Source organism: Streptomyces sp. NPDC029956 (genome assembly GCF_055574655.1).
Genome location: NZ_JBVHZJ010000009.1, coordinates 20,106 through 36,526, shown reverse-complemented (window position 1 = coordinate 36,526; position 16,421 = coordinate 20,106). Strand labels below are relative to the sequence as shown.

The 16,421-nt window shown below is 73.4% G+C and carries 14 protein-coding genes; 7 read left to right on the top strand and 7 right to left on the bottom strand.

Going from position 1 to position 16,421, the window contains the following annotated elements; genetic code table 11:
- Nucleotides 1-42 precede the first annotated feature (42 nt).
- Complete coding sequence (locus ACZ4XX_RS09495) at nucleotides 43-276, bottom strand: chaplin (RefSeq protein WP_468507364.1); 234 nt, start codon at nucleotides 274-276, stop codon at nucleotides 43-45.
- Nucleotides 277-445: 169 nt separating this feature from the next.
- Complete coding sequence (locus tag ACZ4XX_RS09490) at nucleotides 446-859, bottom strand: rodlin (protein WP_468507363.1); 414 nt, start codon at nucleotides 857-859, stop codon at nucleotides 446-448.
- 218 nt (nucleotides 860-1,077) lie between these two features.
- On the opposite strand from ACZ4XX_RS09490, the gene ACZ4XX_RS09485 reads away from it, so the two are divergent.
- The 3 genes from ACZ4XX_RS09485 (at nucleotide 1,078) to ACZ4XX_RS09475 (ending at nucleotide 3,442) form a co-directional block, all read left to right on the top strand.
- A complete protein-coding gene (locus ACZ4XX_RS09485; RefSeq protein WP_468507362.1) occupies nucleotides 1,078-1,488 on the top strand; it encodes a rodlin in 411 nt (136 codons plus the stop codon).
- A gap of 411 nt (nucleotides 1,489-1,899) precedes the next feature.
- Complete coding sequence (locus tag ACZ4XX_RS09480) at nucleotides 1,900-2,940, top strand: LCP family protein (protein WP_468507361.1); 1,041 nt, start codon at nucleotides 1,900-1,902, stop codon at nucleotides 2,938-2,940.
- Nucleotides 2,941-3,034: 94 nt separating this feature from the next.
- Nucleotides 3,035-3,442, top strand: coding sequence for a rodlin (locus ACZ4XX_RS09475; RefSeq protein WP_030324004.1), 408 nt, complete (start codon nucleotides 3,035-3,037; stop codon nucleotides 3,440-3,442).
- A 76-nt stretch (nucleotides 3,443-3,518) separates the two neighbouring features.
- Here the strand turns inward: ACZ4XX_RS09475 and ACZ4XX_RS09470 are convergent, their stop codons facing one another.
- The 3 genes from ACZ4XX_RS09470 to ACZ4XX_RS09460 form a co-directional block, all read right to left on the bottom strand.
- Nucleotides 3,519-5,582, bottom strand: coding sequence for a thioredoxin domain-containing protein (locus ACZ4XX_RS09470; RefSeq protein WP_468507360.1), 2,064 nt, complete (start codon nucleotides 5,580-5,582; stop codon nucleotides 3,519-3,521).
- Between the two features lie 82 nt (nucleotides 5,583-5,664).
- The gene (locus tag ACZ4XX_RS09465) at nucleotides 5,665-7,215 is read right to left on the bottom strand and encodes a hypothetical protein (RefSeq protein ID WP_468507359.1); all 1,551 of its coding nucleotides are present in this window, start codon (nucleotides 7,213-7,215) and stop codon (nucleotides 5,665-5,667) included.
- Nucleotides 7,212-7,844, bottom strand: a complete 633-nt coding sequence (locus tag ACZ4XX_RS09460; RefSeq protein ID WP_468507358.1) for an ABC transporter ATP-binding protein — start codon at nucleotides 7,842-7,844, stop codon at nucleotides 7,212-7,214. The genes ACZ4XX_RS09465 and ACZ4XX_RS09460 overlap by 4 nt, the downstream gene beginning before the upstream one ends.
- Nucleotides 7,845-8,163: 319 nt before the next feature.
- On the opposite strand from ACZ4XX_RS09460, the gene ACZ4XX_RS09455 reads away from it, so the two are divergent.
- Entirely contained in the window at nucleotides 8,164-11,469 is a 3,306-nt protein-coding gene (locus ACZ4XX_RS09455) for a tetratricopeptide repeat protein (RefSeq protein WP_468507357.1), read from the top strand.
- Nucleotides 11,470-11,533: 64 nt separating this feature from the next.
- On the opposite strand, the gene ACZ4XX_RS09450 is transcribed toward ACZ4XX_RS09455, so the two are convergent.
- Nucleotides 11,534-11,770, bottom strand: coding sequence for a hypothetical protein (locus ACZ4XX_RS09450; RefSeq protein ID WP_468507356.1), 237 nt, complete (start codon nucleotides 11,768-11,770; stop codon nucleotides 11,534-11,536).
- Nucleotides 11,763-12,644: a mycothiol conjugate amidase Mca gene (gene mca, locus ACZ4XX_RS09445; RefSeq protein ID WP_468507355.1), complete on the bottom strand. Its 882-nt coding sequence runs from the start codon at nucleotides 12,642-12,644 to the stop codon at nucleotides 11,763-11,765. The genes ACZ4XX_RS09450 and mca overlap by 8 nt, the downstream gene beginning before the upstream one ends.
- A 98-nt stretch (nucleotides 12,645-12,742) precedes the next feature.
- Here mca and ACZ4XX_RS09440 point away from each other — a divergent pair, with 98 nt between their 5' ends.
- The 3 genes from ACZ4XX_RS09440 to ACZ4XX_RS09430 all read left to right on the top strand — a co-directional run bounded on the left by ACZ4XX_RS09440 (nucleotide 12,743) and on the right by ACZ4XX_RS09430 (nucleotide 16,420).
- Complete coding sequence (locus ACZ4XX_RS09440; protein WP_468507354.1) at nucleotides 12,743-13,144, top strand: DUF4307 domain-containing protein; 402 nt, start codon at nucleotides 12,743-12,745, stop codon at nucleotides 13,142-13,144.
- A 189-nt stretch (nucleotides 13,145-13,333) separates the two neighbouring features.
- Nucleotides 13,334-13,831, top strand: coding sequence for a transcription elongation factor GreA (gene greA / locus ACZ4XX_RS09435; RefSeq protein WP_355961763.1), 498 nt, complete (start codon nucleotides 13,334-13,336; stop codon nucleotides 13,829-13,831).
- 120 nt (nucleotides 13,832-13,951) lie between these two features.
- The gene (locus ACZ4XX_RS09430; protein WP_468507353.1) at nucleotides 13,952-16,420 is read left to right on the top strand and encodes a protein kinase domain-containing protein; all 2,469 of its coding nucleotides are present in this window, start codon (nucleotides 13,952-13,954) and stop codon (nucleotides 16,418-16,420) included.
- Nucleotide 16,421: the final 1 nt, after the last annotated feature.

Here is a 16,421-nt window from a genome sequence, read left to right as displayed (position 1 = left end):
GCTCTCCGGGGGCCGGCCCCTGTGTCTGCGTGCCGCTGGGGCTCAGACGTTGGCGCAGGTGTTGAACGCGGCCGGGTTGAGCAGGCCGATGACGTTCACGCTGTTGCCGCAGACGTTGATCGGCGCGTGGATCGGGACCTGGACGACGTTGCCGGAGAGGACGCCCGGCGAACCGACCGCGAGACCCTCGGCGCCCGCGTCGGCGAAGGCGGGGGTCGCCGCACCCATGGCCATGATGATTCCGGCGACGACGGCAGCAGCCTTCTTACAGTTCATTTTCGTCTGCATCCTTTCGGTGGCGGAACACTTTTCACGCAACACAACGAACATGTCGCACAAAGGAAACCGCGAAAACGACGAGTTTCGTTCTTTCACTCCATTGCGCGCACGACAGGGCCGGAGGGAACTCGATCGTTCCCTCCGGCCCTGTCGTGCGCGAGACGGATCAGCCGTTGTAGGCGCCGTTCCCGGAGAGGACCGGGATGTCCTCCAGGATGTGCGACAGCGGCTCGTCGCCCTTGGCCTGGGTGGAGTTCTCCGCGCACTGCTGGTTCTGCGGGGAGGACAGGACGTTGATGTCCTGGACCGCGACCGGGACGAGGACACCGACGACCGAGCCGACGTTGCCCTTGACCGGGGCGCCGAGGCAGAGCTTGTTCAGCGAGCCCTGGACGGCCGAGAACTGGGGGCTCATGTCGCCGGTGGTCTTCGAGTTGCCGAACGACTGGTGCGCGCCGTTGCCGCTGAGCGAGGTCGTGCCGCCGTCGTCGGCGATGGCGAGCGCCGGGGAGGCCGCCGCAGCAGAAGCGCCGACAACAGAGGCCGTAACAGCCGCAGCCGCCATAATCTTCTTGATCACGGTGATTCCGTTCCTGTTCCCACCAATCGACCTGATTGATGCGACGGGATCAACTGCGCGCGGGGGCTGAGGTTCCGGCGCTTCACCCGTTCGACTGGCCTCCCGTTTGGCGCTGCCGAGTGCGCTCCGCCAAGGGAGTGACACAGCGGAACCCTTGCGTCCGTGGCCAGTTGATCAGGCCGCTCCCTGCACGGAGCCGGTTCTAGAAGGGAACTCCCGTGATCAAGAAGGTTATGGCCACTGCGGCCGCAGCCGTCTCCATCGTCGGCGCCACCGCCGCCGTTGCCTCCCCCGCGCTCGCCATCGCCAACGACGGCGGCACCACGTCGCTCAGCGGCAACGGCGCCCACCAGGAGTACGGCAACTCCGCCACGTACGGCCACATGAGCCCCCAGTTCGCGCTGGTCCAGGGCTCGCTGAACAAGCCGTGCGTGGGTCTGCCGGCCAAGGTCAACGCCGGTTCGCTCATCGGGGCCATCCCGATCGCGGTCCAGGACGTCAACGTCCTGTCCTCCCCGCAGAACCAGCAGTGCACCGAGAACTCCACCCAGGCCAAGGGTGACGAGGCGCTCTCGCACATCCTGGACGACATCCCGGTCCTGTCGGGCAACGGCGTCGGCAACAACTGACGTTCCGCCTCCGCGCGACGACGTCCACACGTCAGGGGCCGCCCTCCGGGCGGCCCCTTTCGCGTCTGCTCCCTGTCGGCCCGCCGCTACCAGGTGGGCCAGACCGGAGTGGCCACCAGGCGTTCCCACTCGCGGTCGGGCATCCCCGGTACCGTCCGGCCCGCCTGCACCCATTGGGTCACGAGTGCGGAATAGAGGGGGAATGGTGTGCGGTCGGCTGGGGGCGGGTCGCTCACATATCGGCTCTTCGGAATGAAGGCCATCCGTTCCCATTTCCCGGGATCCGGCGCCATCTTCGCTCCTTCCGCTGCGATTCCCGCATCATTCCACAGGCGCCGCAGGAGAGTGATTCGCCCTGTTCATGTCGCGTCGCGTATCTGTGTGCGAGGGTGATCGAATTACCGTGCGGGCATGAAATTCCCGCGATCACGGCGCCCCCGACGTCCGCTGCTCGTCCCCGCGGCGTTCGCCACCCTCGCCGCCCTCGCTCCCGGTGCCCTCGCCGCCGCTCCCTCCGATCTCCCCGCCCCCGGACAGGGCCTGAATCTCCTCGTGGTCGGCATCGACAGCCGCAAGGGAGTCACCGCGGAGGAGAAGGAACGTTTCCGGCTCGGCGGGCAGGAGTGCGACTGCACGGACGTGATGATGCTCGTGCACGTCTCGGCCGGGAACGACCGGGTCGACGTGGTGAGCCTGCCCCGGGACTCCCTGGCCTCCTTCCCCGACCAGCACCGCGACCGGCGCACCGGCAAACTGCACGCCGCCCACCAGGCGAAGATCAACGGCGCCTGGGCGGAGGGCGGTTCCTCCTTCGCGGTGGAGGTCGTCGAGTCGATGACGGGGCTGCCCGTCCACCGGTACCTGGAGATCGACTTCCGGCGCTTCATGGACACCGTGGACCGCGTCGACGGCGGGGTCCCCGTCTGTACGGAGAAGGCCCTCAAGGACCCGGCCACCGGCATCGACCTGCAGCCCGGGACCAAGCCGGTCGGCGGCGGCGAGGCGCTCCAGTACGTGCGGTCGCGGAAGGCCGACGGCCAGATGGACTTCGGCCGCATCCAGAAGCAGCAGAAGTTCGTGGTGAACACCCTGGAACGGCTCCGCGAGGGCATCCTCGACGACCCCGGCCGGCTGCGGGACTTCGCGGAGACCCTGCGCGGCACGGGCACGGCCGAGCGGGGGATCTCCACGGCCGAGCTGCTCAGGCTCGCCGCTCGGCTGCGGGACCTGCCCCCGGACCGTACGGAGTTCGCCACCGTGCCCGTACGCGGCTTCAACCCGGACATCGCCGGTGTCGGGTCCACCCTCGCCTGGGACGAGGAAGGTGCGGCCGAGGTCTTCCGGCGGCTGCGCGAGGACCGGCCGCTGCCCGCGGCCGACGAGGTCGCGCCCAGCCAGGTCTCCGCCGCCACCTACCGGCCGGCTACCGGGGCTTCGCTCATCTGCCCGTAGTCCGTCCGGTGGACTTCGCGGAACCTCCGCACCGCTGACCAGTTGATCAGCACGGCTCGGCACTCAGCGGGCCACGATCCGAAAGGCCTGAACAATGAAGAAGCTGTTGGCTACGGCTGCTGTGGCCGCGTCGGTGCTCGGCGCGACGGCGGCGGGTGCCGGACAGGCGCTCGCCATCGCCGACGACGGCGGCACCACGTCGCTCAGCGGCAACGGCGCCCACCAGGAGTTCGGCAACTCGGCCACCCACGGCAACATGAGCCCGCAGTTCGCGCTCGTTCAGGGCTCCCTGAACAAGCCGTGCGTCGGCCTGCCGGCCAAGGTCAACGCCGGTTCGCTCATCGGCCTCATCCCGATCGCGGTCCAGGACGTCAACGTCCTGTCCTCCCCGCAGAACCAGCAGTGCACCGAGAACTCCACCCAGGCCAAGGGTGACGAGCCGCTGTCGCACATCCTCAGCGACATCCCCGTGCTGTCCGGCAACGGCGCCGGCAACAGCTGAGCGACGACGCCCGGCACGGCGCGGCCCCGCCGCCCCTCCTCGGAGGGGTAGCGGGGCCGTCCCCGTTCCGGAGGCCTCAGAGCTTCCGGCGGAGCGCGTCCGGGTCGGTGACCGGCGCGTCACAGGTGAAGTGACGGCACACGTACGCGGCGGGAGCACCGGCCACCAGCGGACGGTCCCTCAGCAGCGGGAACTCCTCGCTGTCGGGGGCGCCGAAGGCGAGCACCGCGCCGGGGGCGGTGGCACGCAGCGCGGTACGGCACAGCTCCCGGAAGGCCTCGTCGCCGGGGGCGCCCACCACGGCGATCTCCCGTGGCCCGTCGAGGAGGGCCTCGGAGACGGCCAGGCCCCAGCCGATGAAGCGGGGCGCGCGCGGGCCGAGGGCCTTGACCACGCCGAGGGCACCCTCGGCGGCGGCCCGGTGGGCGTCCGAGCCGGTGTGCGCGGCGTACGAGAGCAGCGCGCCGGCCGCGGCCGTCCAGCCCGACGGGGCGGCGTTGTCCGTGGGGTCCTGCGGGCGGCGGATCAGGGCCTCGGCGTCGTGGGCCGTGTCGTAGAGGGCGCCTCCCTCGGCGGTGAACCGGTCGATGACGAGGTCCAGGAGGAAGCCGGCGAAGTCGAGCCAGGCGCCCTCGCCGGTGACGGCGGCGAGGGCGAGGAAGCCCTCGGCGACGTCGGCGTAGTCCTCCAGGACACCGTCGTTGGTGCCGGCCCGGCCGTCCTTGGACGTACGGGTGAGGCGGGCGGACTCGTCCATGTGGACCCGGACGAGGAGATCGGCGGCCTCGGTGGCGCGCTCGACGAGGTCGGGGCGGTCGAAGAGGGCACCCGTCTCGGCGAGGGCGGCGATCGCGAGACCGTTCCAGGCGGCGACGACCTTGTCGTCACGGCCCGGGCGCTCGCGCTCCTCGCGGGCGGCGAGGAGCCGGGCGGCGATCGAGGCGATCCGGTCGGCGTCGGCCGGGCCCGCCTCCTGCGGAAGCTGGAGGACGGAACTGCCGTGCTCGAAGGTGCCGTCCTCGGTGACGCCGTAGTGGGCGGCGGCGAGGGCGGCGTCCTCCGCTCCGAGGACCTCGGTGAGCTGCGCCGGGGTCCACACGTAGTAGGCGCCCTCGACGTGCCTGCCGGTGCCTCCCCCAGAGCCTTCGGCCTGGGGGTGCCCCCATCCGTCTGCGATGGCGCTGTCCGCGTCGAGCGCGGAGGCGAAACCGCCCTCGGGGGTGCGGAGTTCACGGACCAGGAAGTCGGCGGTCTCCAGGGCGACCCGGCGGGCCAGGTCGCTGCCCGTGGCCTTCCACAGGTGGGCGTAGGCCCGGCAGAGCAGGGCGTTGTCGTACAGCATCTTCTCGAAGTGGGGCACGACCCAGGCGCGGTCGACGGCGTAGCGGGCGAAGCCGCCGCCGAGCTGGTCGTAGATGCCGCCGCGGGCCATCGCCTCGCAGGTGTCGGCGGCCATCTGGAGGGCGCCCTCGGAGCCCGTGCGGGCGTGGTGGCGGAGCAGGAACTCCAGGGTCATGGACGGCGGGAACTTGGGGGCGCCGCCGAAGCCGCCGTGGGTCGCGTCGTACTCGCGGGTGAGGCCGAGGAGGGCCTGGGCGAGTTCCTCCTCGCCGGGGACGCCGTCGCCGCCGTACGCGAGGGAACGGCCCGCGAGGTCCTTCACGATGCGCTCCGCGACCTCGCCGACCTCGTCGCGCCGGTCGGCCCAGGCGCCCTTGACGCCCTCCAGGACCTCCGGGAAGGAGGGCATGCCGTGGCGGGGCTCGGGCGGGAAGTACGTACCGAAGTAGAAGGGGGCGGCGTCCGGGGTGAGGAAGACGGTCATCGGCCAGCCGCCCTGGCCGGTCGCGGCCTGGACGGCCTCCATGTAGACCGCGTCGACGTCGGGGCGCTCCTCGCGGTCGACCTTGACGGCGACGAAGTTCTCGTTCACCAGGGCCGCGGTGGTGTCGTCCTCGAAGGACTCGTGCGCCATGACGTGGCACCAGTGGCAGGAGCTGTAGCCGACGCTGAGCAGCACGGGGACGTCGCGGCGCCGGGCCTCCTCGAAGGCCTCGGCCGACCACGGCCACCAGTCGACCGGGTTGTCGGCGTGTTGAAGGAGGTACGGGGAGGTCTCATGGGCCAGTCGGTTCGCCATGGTGTCCATCCTGCCCTGCCGCCCCGGAGTCGCGCGGGACCCCTGCCCCCGGCGGACCGGGGGCCACTCCCGCGGGCCGTCGCTACACCCGGCCGAGGCGGGTGACGAAGGACCGGACGGACCAGCCGGTGCGGCGCAGGCCCGCCCAGGCGCAGCAGGCCGCCACACCCAGGGCGGTCAGGGCCGCGCCGGACGCGGACGGCATCCCGTTCATCACGAGGACGCCGGCCAGGACGACGACGAGCCCGTCGAACTGCCACACGAAGACGCGGAGGGCCGAGAGGTCGCCCAGCGGTGTGATGAGGGGAAGCAGCAGTTCCACGGGCAGGTTCGTCTTCGTCTCGCGCAGGAACCTGGCGCCCAGCGCGAGCACCACCGACCCCGCCGCGAGCAGTACCGCGTCGGCCGGTCCGCCGCCCTGGAGCGGCCACCGGGCCAGGAGGGTGACCGCGTTCGCGAGCCCCACCGGGACCGCCACGGCGACGACCGGCCAGGCCAGGGTGCGGGCGAGCAGCCCGCCCCACCACTCGCCGAGCAGCGGGGCCAGGGTCAGCTCGTCGCGCAGTCCGCGCCAGTTCTCGCCGACCCACCCGGACCCCAGGTACACGCCGACCGCGCCCGCCGTCCAGGACGGGGCCGCGAGCCGGGCGTCCGGCTCGGCGACGCCGAGCGTCAGCAGGACGCCGCCGGCCGGCAGGAACACCGCGGCCGCGAGCGCGCGGCCCCGGGTGCGGACCGCGCGGACCGCCCCCTGCGCGAGGTGACCGCGCAGCCGCCCGTCCGGGCGCGTCAGGGCGGACGTGAGCCCGCGCGGCTGCGGGCGGTACAGGTCGAGCGCGTGGTGGAGCGTGCCGGTCCAGGCGAAGGTCTGGGCCTCGGCGGCACGTGCCGCGTCGCGTGCGAGCCGGGCGAGGTCGACCGTACGGACGGACCGGAAGGCGGACCGGCCGAGCAGGGCGGCCGCGACGGCGAGCACGGCGGTGACGAGCCACGGGCCGCCCCCGCCCGGCAGGGCGGTCCGGCCGAGCAGTGCCACGACGGCCGCCGCGACGGCCACGGCGGCGGCGACCAGGGCGTTCTCGCGCACCGTCCGGACCTGGCCCCACAGCCATGCCACGGGGGCGACGGCGCCGATGCCCGCCGCGACGGCCAGGCCCTGAGGCAGCAGCGCGCTTCCGGGGTCGTCGAACAGGTCGGTCGCGAGGAACGCCGCCGTGCAGACCGCCAGGAGCGTGCCGAGTCCCGCGTACGTGAGCCGGCGGCGGGCGATCGTGCCGAGGTAGTGCGTCGGGGACAGGTCCGTCGACATGAACACGTGCAGCAGGAACGGCTTGAGCACCAGCGGTCCCCAGAACCGCCCGGTGAGCTGCGCGCCCCAGACCGCCGCCGCCGCGGCGAGGCACGCCACGGGGGTCGCCGCCTCGGCGGACGGCAGGGAGACGAGCACCTCCGTGGTGCGCACCAGGTGGACGACGGGCGCCACGTAGACGGCGCCGAGGATGACCCCGAGGTAGACGGTGTAGGCCCGGTCCTGCACCGTGGCGCGGTCGCCGCGGCGGGCGTACCGGTGCCGTACGGCGTGGACGCGGTCCCTGGGGTCGGCGTCGACCGCGGTGATGCCGTCCGTGGTCATCCCAGCTCCATGACGCCGTCGCAGGCCTCCACCAAGGCGGACTCATGGGTGGCGACCAGGAACGACGTCCCCTGTTCCGCGCGCTCGGCGAGCAGGGCGGCGACGAGGCGGACGCGATCGGCGTCGAGATGGCGCTCGGGTTCGTCGAGCAGGACGACGTCGGCGGGGCGGACCAGGGTCAGCGCGAGGTTGAAGAGCTGGAGCTGGCCGGAGGAGAGCTGGGAGGGGAAGCGGGTGCCGAGTGCGGTGAGCCCCAGTCGCCCGGTGATCTCGTCGGCGCGTTCGGTGGTCGCCGTGGTGTTGCCGTACCAGGAGGCGGCGACCAGGGTCACCTGCTCGCGCAGTGTCATGTCACGGGCGACGGGGATCGGTTCGACGAGGGAGGCCAGCAGGCGCCGGTGCCGGGGCCTGGCCAGGTCGACGGGCTCGCCGCGGACGAGGACGGCGCCGTCCGTCAGCCTCCGGCTCCCCAGGAAGGCCCGCAGGAGGGTCGTCTTCCCGGAGCCGTTGCTCCCGGTGAGGCACCAGAACGCGCCGGGCATCACCTCGAACGTCGTCGGCGCGAGGAGGGTGGTCCCGTCCAGGACCACGGTGGCGTCCCGCGCGGCGATCGCCGGCACGTCGCTCACCGCCGCTCCGGAACGACCGGTGACTCCCGCGAGCCCGCGGTGCAGGGCTCTCCCGCGTACGACCCGTCGACGCCCGTCACCTCCAGATGCGCGATCCGCGCCCTCGGGCGGATCTTCGCCAGCGTAGCCCAGGGGGCCTGCTCGTGGAGCGCGGCCGGTGTCGACGTGCTCGGGACCGGGGCCGTCCTGCCGCAGCCGTCCCCCTCCTCGTTCCGCTCTCGCGCCTTCGCGTCCCGCGCAGCACACTGGACGCGCACGGTACGGGGCCTGACTGGGCCTCAGGGACGGGACGGACGGGCACGCGCGGAGGGGGACGCACATGCGGGACAGCCATCGGGTCGAGGCTGAGCGGCTGTGGGAGCGGGCGGTGGAGGAGGAGCTGCGGAGCTCCGGGGGCCGGGCGGACGCGGAGACCCTGCTCGCCCGGGGCCGGGCCGCGCTGGACTCGATGGCGGCGGACGCGGGCGAGGAGTACGCGGCGTACGCGAGGGCCGTGGCGGAGGGGGAGACCGGCGCCCGGAGCGCGGCGGACCGTTCCTCCGGTCCGGTGTTCGGCGGTCCCGCGCTCGTCGCCGGGGTCGCGGCCGTCGCCGCGGTCGGCGCGGACCTCGCGCTCGGTACGACGACGGGGACGGCGCTCGGCGCCGGCGCGGTCGTGGCGGTGGCGGGCGCGGCGGCGACGGTGCTGAGGGCCACCGGAGGGCGCGCCGGGCAGACCGCACCGACGGCGGCGCCGGACGGTGCCGTCGAGGCGGCCCGGGTGCGGTGGCTGACGGCTCTGGAGGTACGGGGCGTACGCCCGTTCCTGGAGCGGGAGCGGGTGGCGCTCGCCGGTGGGAGCGGGGACGCACCCCCGGGGGACGCGGGAGACCGGCCCCTCGCGTCCGGCGGGTCCGGTGCCGGGAGCGGGCGGGGCCCGCTGCCGGACGGCCGGGAGGAACGGTCCTCCTGGGACCGACGGGCGGTGGCGTCGCGGCCCGAGCGGCTGCGCGGGGCCGACCGGAGTGCGGCGGCCCGGCGCCGGGCCGTACTGGAGCGTTCCTTCGGGCATCTGCCGGACCCCGGCGGGGACTTCGCCGGGCGGCGGGAGGAACTGGCCCGGATCACCCGGTGGGTGCAGACGGGGCGCGCCTCGGCGGAGACCCGGCCGACGGTGGTCCTGCTGCACGGCGAGCCCGGGTCCGGGCGGACGGCGCTCGCCGTACGGGCGGCGCACGCGCTCCGCGACCAGTTCCGCGGCGCGTGCGTGGTGGACCTGCGGGGAGGCGCGAGCGGTGAGCGGCCCCTCGCGACCCGGGAGGCGCTGCTGCATCTGCTCAACCGGCTCGGCGCCCCGCGTGAGCGGCTCCTCTTCCGGGAGGGCGCCACGGCGGACCAACAGGTGGCGCGGCTGACGGAGTTGTACCAGCGGCAGCTGACCGGCGTGCCGGTGACGGTGATCCTGGACGACGCCGTGGACGCGGCCCAGGTACGGGCGCTGCTGCCGGAGCGTTCCGAGAGTCTGGTCCTGGTGACCTGCCGGGAGCCGCTGGACCTGGGGGACGTGGCCGCACACGTCCTCCCGGTGGCGGCGCTCGACGCGGGCGGGGCGGAGGAGCTGTTGCGGGCGGCGGGCGGGGCGTCGGACCCCGGCCCGTACGACGCGGAGGCGCTCGACCGGATCCGGGAGCTGTGCGGCGGGCTTCCGCTGGCGCTGCGGGCGGCGGGCTCCCTGCTGGGGCGGCGGTCCGTGGACGAGCTCGCGGAGGTGCTCGGCCGACCGGGCTGGGGCGACGTCCCGGTCGAACGCGCCCTGTGGGCCCGGTACTTCGTCGATCTCGACGACGAGGCGCGGCGGCTGCTCCGGCGGCTGTCGCTCGCCGGGCGGGCCTCCCTCGGCGCCGCGGCGGCCGCCGCGCTGCTCGACGGGAGCGGCGCCGAGGGCGCCCGGCTGCTGCGGGAGCTGTCCGGCGCGGGGCTCCTCGCCCCGGTGCGCGGGGAGCGGTACCGGCTGCACGACGCGGTCCGCGGCTTCGCGGCGGCCCGGCTTCTCGACGAGGAGGACACGGCGGAGATCGCGGCGGCGCAGGAACGGTTGATACGGAACTACGCGGAGCTCGCGGACGCGGTGATCCGGATGGTCGACGGCAAGATGTCGACCCGCGCCGACCGTTTCGACGGGCACGGCTTCGGTTCCCTCGAGGCGGCCCTGAGCTGGCTCGACGAGGAGTCCAGCTTCATCACGGCGGCCCTGCGGCACACGGAGGGCGTGGACCAGCAGACCGTGCTCGATCTGCTGGGCGCGCTCTGCGACTACTGCCTGCTGCGCGGCGACCTCTACCGGCTCGGCGAGATCAACGAGCTGGCCGAGTCCGTCGGGCAGGGCCAGCTGTCCCGCTCGGTGCAGTGGCGGACCGGCATCGCGGCCCGGCAGCTCGGCGAGCTCGACAAGGCGCGGACGACCCTGACGTCCGTGGTGTCGCTCTACCAGGAGGCCCATCAGGACCCGGGGGCGGCGCTCGCGCTCTGCTCGCTCGGCATCACCCTGCACCACCAGGGCCGGCTCACGGACGCGGCGGCCCGGCTGCGGGAGGCGCTCGCTCTCCAGGAGCCGGCGGCGCTCGCCGCCGACCGGGGCTGGACGCTGCACGCGCTCGCGGCCGTGGAGCGGGACCGGGGGAACCTGGCGGAGGCGACGGCGCTGCTCGACCGGTCGCTCGCGCTGCACCGGGAGCACGAGTCCCCTCACGGCCAGGCGTGGGCGCACTTCCAGCGGGGCCAGGTGCTGCTGCTGCGGGGCGACGTGCCGGGCGCCGAGGCCGGGTTGCGGGAGGCCCTCGACGGCTACGGGCGGATCCACGACGGGCGCGGCGAGGCCTGGGCGCTGACCCAGCTGGCCAGGGCGCGGCTCGCCGCCGGGGACGCCGAACCGGCCGTCGAGGGGCTGCGCGGGGCGCTCGCCCGGCACCGGGAGCAGGAGGACGCGCGCGGGGAGGCGTGGACGCTGTTCCACCTGGCCCATGCGCTGGAGGAGCGCGGCGACCGGGACGACGCGGTACGGGAGCTGGGCAGGGCGCGGACGATGTTCTCGCGGATGCGGGACGTGTACGGGCTGGCCAGTGCCCGGCACCATTCGGGGCGGGTCACCCGCGACCAGCTCGCGGCCCGCACCGGCGGTCTGCGCAATTCGGGCTTCGCCCGGCAGCTGCTCGTGGACGCGCGGGCGGACTTCCACCGGATCGGGGTGCCGCACGGGGAGGCCTGGACCTCCCTGGAGCTGGCGATCATCGACGCCGGGAACGCGCGGGTGCCGCAGGCGCTCGGGCTGTGCGACGAGGCCTGTGCGCTGTTCGGCACGTACGGCGACCGGCGGGGCGCGGACTGGGCCCGCTTCCTGCGCTGCACGCTGCTCCCGCACGCGGTGCCGGGGAGCCCGGAGCCGGGGACGGTCACGGCGCGCGAGGAGCTCGCGGCGCTGATCGCGGACCGGCATCCGGCGCGCGACCCGCGGCTCGACGACTGCGCCGAGGCGTACGCGGTGGTCCTGGGCCGGGGCATCCATCCGTCGACGCCCTGGCAGGCCTGGGACCTGGGCATGGTGCCGCACCGGCACGCCCGGGAGGTCCTGGGGGTGCCGGTGGGGTAGCCCGCCTCCGGAAGACGTCGCCCCCGGGCCCGTACCACTGGGGTACGGGCCCGGGGGCGGTCTGCTACTTGCCGGCGGCGCCGGCCGGGGTCTCCGGGGCGGCGGCCGGGTCGGGGGCCTCCTCGAAGGAGACCTTGCCCATGTGGCGGTTCATCGACTTCATCAGCTGCCAGACCGCGAGGGCCAGCACCGCGAAGACGACGAAGCCGAGGACGCCGGGGGTCACCTTGTTCTCGTCCAGCTCTTCGGCGGCGAAGGGGACAAGCTGGGTCAGTGCCAGGTGTGCGCTCATGTCAGGCATTGTCGCGGATGCCCGCGAAGAGATCTTCCTCGGGGAGGGAGGTCGGCACCAGCGCCTTGCTGAGCTCGTACTCCTCCGTCGGCCAGACCTCCTTCTGGATCTCCATCGGGACCCGGAACCAACCGCCGTCGGGGTCGATCTGGGTGCGGTGGGCGATCAGGGCCTTGTCGCGGATCTCGAAGAAGTCGGCGCAGGGCACGAAGGTGGTCAGCGTCCGCTCCGCGCGCTGGAACTCCTTCCAGCGCTCCAGCCACTCGCCGTACGGGGACTCCATCCCGCGGGCGAGGAGGGCCTCGTGCAGGGCGACCGTGCGGGGACGGTTGAAGCCCTGGTTGTAGTAGAGCTTCAGGGGCTGCCAGGACGGGCCGAACTCGGCCTCCGGGAACTTCTCGGTGTCGGTCGCACCGTCGAAGGCCACCATCGTGATCTTGTGGGTCATGATGTGGTCGGGGTGCGGGTATCCGCCGTTCTCGTCGTAGGTCGTGACGACCTGCGGACGGAAGGAGCGGATCTTGCGGACCAGTTCCCCGGCCGCGGTGTCGACGTCCTCCAGCGCGAAGCAGCCCTCGGGGAGCGGCGGCAGCGGGTCGCCCTCGGGCAGGCCCGAGTCGACGAAGCCCAGCCACTCCTGGGAGACGCCGAGGATCTCGCGGGCCTCGTCCATCTCCTTGCGGCGCACCTCGTGGATGTTCGCCTCCACATAGGCGTCACCCTGGAGCTGGGGGTTCAGGACCGAGCCGCGCTCGCCGCCCGTGCACGTCACGACCATGACGTCCACCCCCTCGGACACGTACTTGGCCATCGTGGCCGCACCCTTGCTCGACTCGTCGTCGGGGTGGGCGTGAACGGCCATCAGTCGCAGCTGCTCAGTCAAGACTCGATCCTCAGTGATTCGACGCGGAGGGTGGTCTCTATAGTGACGGAATCGGGGGAGTGAAAATTCCGCCACCCCCGGCTTCGAGAGGATCGATCATGAGCGCGGTGCGAGAGCAGCTGCCCGAGGGGCGTTACGGACGCTCCGCGGACGAGGCGGCCGATCGCAAGCTCAAGATCACGGGCGCGGTGCTCGGCGTCCTCTTCCTCGGCCTCCTGGGCTGGTTCGGCTGGCACTACGTCGTCGACAGCAAGATCAGCGCCGAGATGATCAAGTTCGACGTGGTGAGCTCCACCGAGGTCCAGGTACACCTGGAGATCCGCAAGGACGAGGGCGTCAAGGGCGTCTGTACCCTGCGCTCCCGCTCCGAGGACGGCGCCGAGGTGGCCCGCAAGGACGTCCGGGTCGACGAGACCGCGAGCCGGGTCGACCGCGTCTACTCGCTGCGCACCACCGCCCGCGCGACCAGTGCGGAGCTCATGGGGTGTACGGCCCGGTAGCGGTGGGTAGGGACCGGGTGTCGAGTCCCGGCGAGTCACCCCGGTGACCTGGGGTGACGCCATCCCGATGGTTATGTCCTCCCGCTTTTCGCCACTCATTGTTAGGCTCGTGGTTTCGCCCACCCGGGACAGCAGAGCTTTCCCGTGTAGGGCGATGCTTTGTATTCCCAGTACCTACGAGGAGCACCTGTGACCCAGACCAGCGACAACGTCACCTGGCTCACCCAGGAGGCGTACAACAAGCTCAAGGACGAGCTTGAGTACCTGTCTGGTCCCGCGCGCACGGAGATCACCATCAAGATCGCCGCCGCCCGCGAAGAGGGGGACCTGCGCGAGAACGGCGGGTACCACGCGGCCAAGGAAGAGCAGGGCAAGCAGGAGCTCCGCATCCGGCAGCTGACCCAGCTCCTCGAGCACGCCAAGGTCGGCGAGGCCCCGGCGGACGACGGCGTCGTCGAGCCGGGCATGGTCGTCACGATCGCGTTCGACGGCGACGAGAACGACACGATGACCTTCCTGCTCGCCTCCCGCGAGTACGCGAGCGGCGACATCGAGACCTACTCGCCGCAGTCGCCGCTCGGCGTCGGCGTCAACGGCAAGAAGGCCGGTGACGACGCCGAGTACGAGCTGCCGAACGGCAAGAAGGCCACGGTCAAGATCCTCAGCGCGAAGCCGTACAACGGCTGAGGCACAGCTCTCCACGAAGGGCCGGCCCCCACCGGGGCCGGCCCTTCGTGCTGCATGCACACGTCCTGTGGTGATGAGGCATGATGCGGCCTGACATCGCGTCACAAGGGGGATGGCGAAGTGCTGGGACCACTGCGCGAGGGCGCACCGCGCCTGATAGGACCGTACGAAGTGCTCGCCAGGCTCGGGGCCGGCGGAATGGGCGAGGTCTTCCTCGGACGGGGCGGTTCCGGCGCGGACGGCACCTTCGTCGCCGTGAAGACCGTGCGGCGTGACGTCGCCGGCGACCCCGCCTTCCGAGACCGCTTCCGGCGGGAGATCCGGGTCGCCGCGCTCGTCGACAGCCCGTACGCCGCCGCCCCGCTCGGCGGTGACGCCGACGCCGAGGTGCCCTGGCTGGCCACCGCGTACGTCCCGGGGCCCAGCCTCTCGCAGGCCGTCCGGCGCGGCGGCGCGCTGCCCGTGGACACCGTCCGCGCACTCGGCACCGGCGTCGCACGGGCCCTCGCCGACCTGCACCGGGCCGGGGTCCTGCACCGGGACCTCAAGCCCGGCAACGTCATGCTCTCCGTCGACGGACCCCGCCTCATCGACTTCGGCATCGCCCGCAGCAGCACGGCCACCACCATGACCGCGACCGGCCTGATGGTCGGCACCCCTTCCTTCATGTCGCCCGAACACGTGGCCGGCGCCCGGCGGGTGACCGCCGCGTCCGACGTCTTCTGCCTCGGCTCGCTGCTCTGCTACGCGGCGACCGGCGAGGACCCCTTCGGCGACGGGCCGCTCGCCGCCGTCCTCTACCGGGTCTCCCAGGCCGAGGCCGACCTCGCCCGGGTCCCGGCGGAGCTGCACGACGTCGTCGCCGCCTGCCTGGCCCTGGACCCGGCGGACCGGCCGACACCGGAGGCGCTCGCGGAGCTGCTCGGCGGCGGCACGCCCAAGGTCTTCCCGTGGCCCGGTACGGTACGGGACCACATCGGCGAGTACGGGACGGAGCTCGCCCAGCTCGTCGCCTCCGGCGGGCCGCTCCTTGAGGCCGCCCCGGCGGTCCCGGCCTGCCCCGGGGACCCGGTCGCGCGGCCCGCGGCACCCGGGCTGCACTCCGCGGCGACACAGGCACCGGGCTCGGCGCGAGCCGGGGCTCTCGGGACTGATGGGGCTTCCGGGACCGACGCGAGCGACCCGACCGGCCGCCGGCGCCGGGTCCGGCTGATCGCGGCCGCCGTGGCCCTGGCCGTCGTGGCCGGTGGCCTCGGCACGTACCTGCTGTGGCCGGAGGGCGGGCCGGGGAAGCCGCAGCCCCCGAAGGCGGCGCCGCCCGCCGCACCGCCGGCACCCCGGATCCCGGGCGTCGACGGTCGGGGCCTCGCCGACTCCTCCGGCGTCGTCCCGCAGAACTCCGCCCAGCGGCCGGCCGGCTGGAAGCCCTGGCAGGCGAAGCTCAGCGCCCCGGCGCTCGGCTGCTCGGCCGGCGAGAAGGTGCTGGTCTGCCGGACCACGGACGGGCGGTACGAGGCGCTGGATCCGGCGAGCGGCAGGCAGCTGTGGGACGTCCCGGCCGCCAGGGACACCCCCGGCGAGACCTACGTCACCGGCAAGGGGTTCCCTTTCACGGCCGGGGCCGCCACGGCGCCCACGGTCCACGACGGCAGCGCGGTCCTCGTCGCCGACGGCTCCCTCCAGGTCCGGGACGCGCGCACGGGGGCGGTCCGCTGGGAGAAGCCGGCCGCGGGCCCGCAGGGCTTCTGGGCCACCCGGCCCGTCGTCGCCGACGGGATCGTCTTCGCGGCGACGAACGTGGCGGAGGACGCCCTGCACGTGCGGGCCGCGCTGACGGCGTTCTCCCTGGCCGACGGACGCGAGCTGTGGTCGAAGGAGCTCACCAACGGCGAGACCTCCTTCGCCGAGCGCCGGGCGTACGAGCCCGTCGCCTACGCCAAGGGCGTCGTCTACGCCCTCAGCCAGGGTGGACTCGTGTCGTACGACGGCAGGAACGGCACCCAGCTCGGGCAGGTCGAACCCGACGCCAAGGACTGCTGGGACATCAAGGTGCTCGGTGCGTCGGCGTACTGCGCGGGAGCCGGGTCGGGCAGCGACACCGACACGGCCCTGCACCTCCTCGACGCCCGCACCCTCGCCCCGAAGGCGTCGCTGCCGGGCGACCTCGGCACGGTGGCCCCCACGGCGGTCGGCCCCCGGGCCGTGGTGACCTTCGACGGGGGCCTGCGGATCCTCGATCCGCGCACCGGCGGGACACTCGCCTCGTTCCCCGCCGAGCGGGCTCCGTCCGGCCTGGCCCAGAGCTGGTCGTCGCCGCTGCTCGCCGGCGACCAGGTCGTGTACGCCGACTACTCCGCGCTCTACACGGTGCGGCTCGGCGCCGACGGCAGACCGGGAGACCTGAAGGTCACCCCGGTGCCGGGCGCCCCCGGTCCGCGCGCCGAGGAGGAGTACCACGACCCGGACTACGGCGACCTCGTCTCCCGGCAGATCCGGGAGCCGGAGGTGCTGCCGGTGGGCGGCATCGCGTACGTCGTCTTCGACAAGGGCGCGGTCGCCTCCGTCGTCCTGCCCGGCGAGAAGGAGTAGT

What these genes read in the sequence shown, in the direction of transcription:
- ACZ4XX_RS09450 (WP_468507356.1), bottom strand. Translation starts at nt 11,770, where the DNA reads ATGCCTGACATGAGCGCACACCTGGCACTGACCCAGCTTGTCCCCTTC.
- ACZ4XX_RS09475 (WP_030324004.1), top strand. Translation starts at nt 3,035, where the DNA reads ATGAAGAAGCTGTTGGCTACGGCTGCTGTGGCCGCGTCGGTGCTCGGC.
- ACZ4XX_RS09495 (WP_468507364.1), bottom strand. Translation starts at nt 276, where the DNA reads ATGAACTGTAAGAAGGCTGCTGCCGTCGTCGCCGGAATCATCATGGCC.
- ACZ4XX_RS09440 (WP_468507354.1), top strand. Translation starts at nt 12,743, where the DNA reads ATGAGCGCGGTGCGAGAGCAGCTGCCCGAGGGGCGTTACGGACGCTCC.
- ACZ4XX_RS09455 (WP_468507357.1), top strand. Translation starts at nt 8,164, where the DNA reads ATGCGGGACAGCCATCGGGTCGAGGCTGAGCGGCTGTGGGAGCGGGCG.
- ACZ4XX_RS09465 (WP_468507359.1), bottom strand. Translation starts at nt 7,215, where the DNA reads ATGACCACGGACGGCATCACCGCGGTCGACGCCGACCCCAGGGACCGC.
- ACZ4XX_RS09470 (WP_468507360.1), bottom strand. Translation starts at nt 5,582, where the DNA reads ATGGCGAACCGACTGGCCCATGAGACCTCCCCGTACCTCCTTCAACAC.
- ACZ4XX_RS09480 (WP_468507361.1), top strand. Translation starts at nt 1,900, where the DNA reads ATGAAATTCCCGCGATCACGGCGCCCCCGACGTCCGCTGCTCGTCCCC.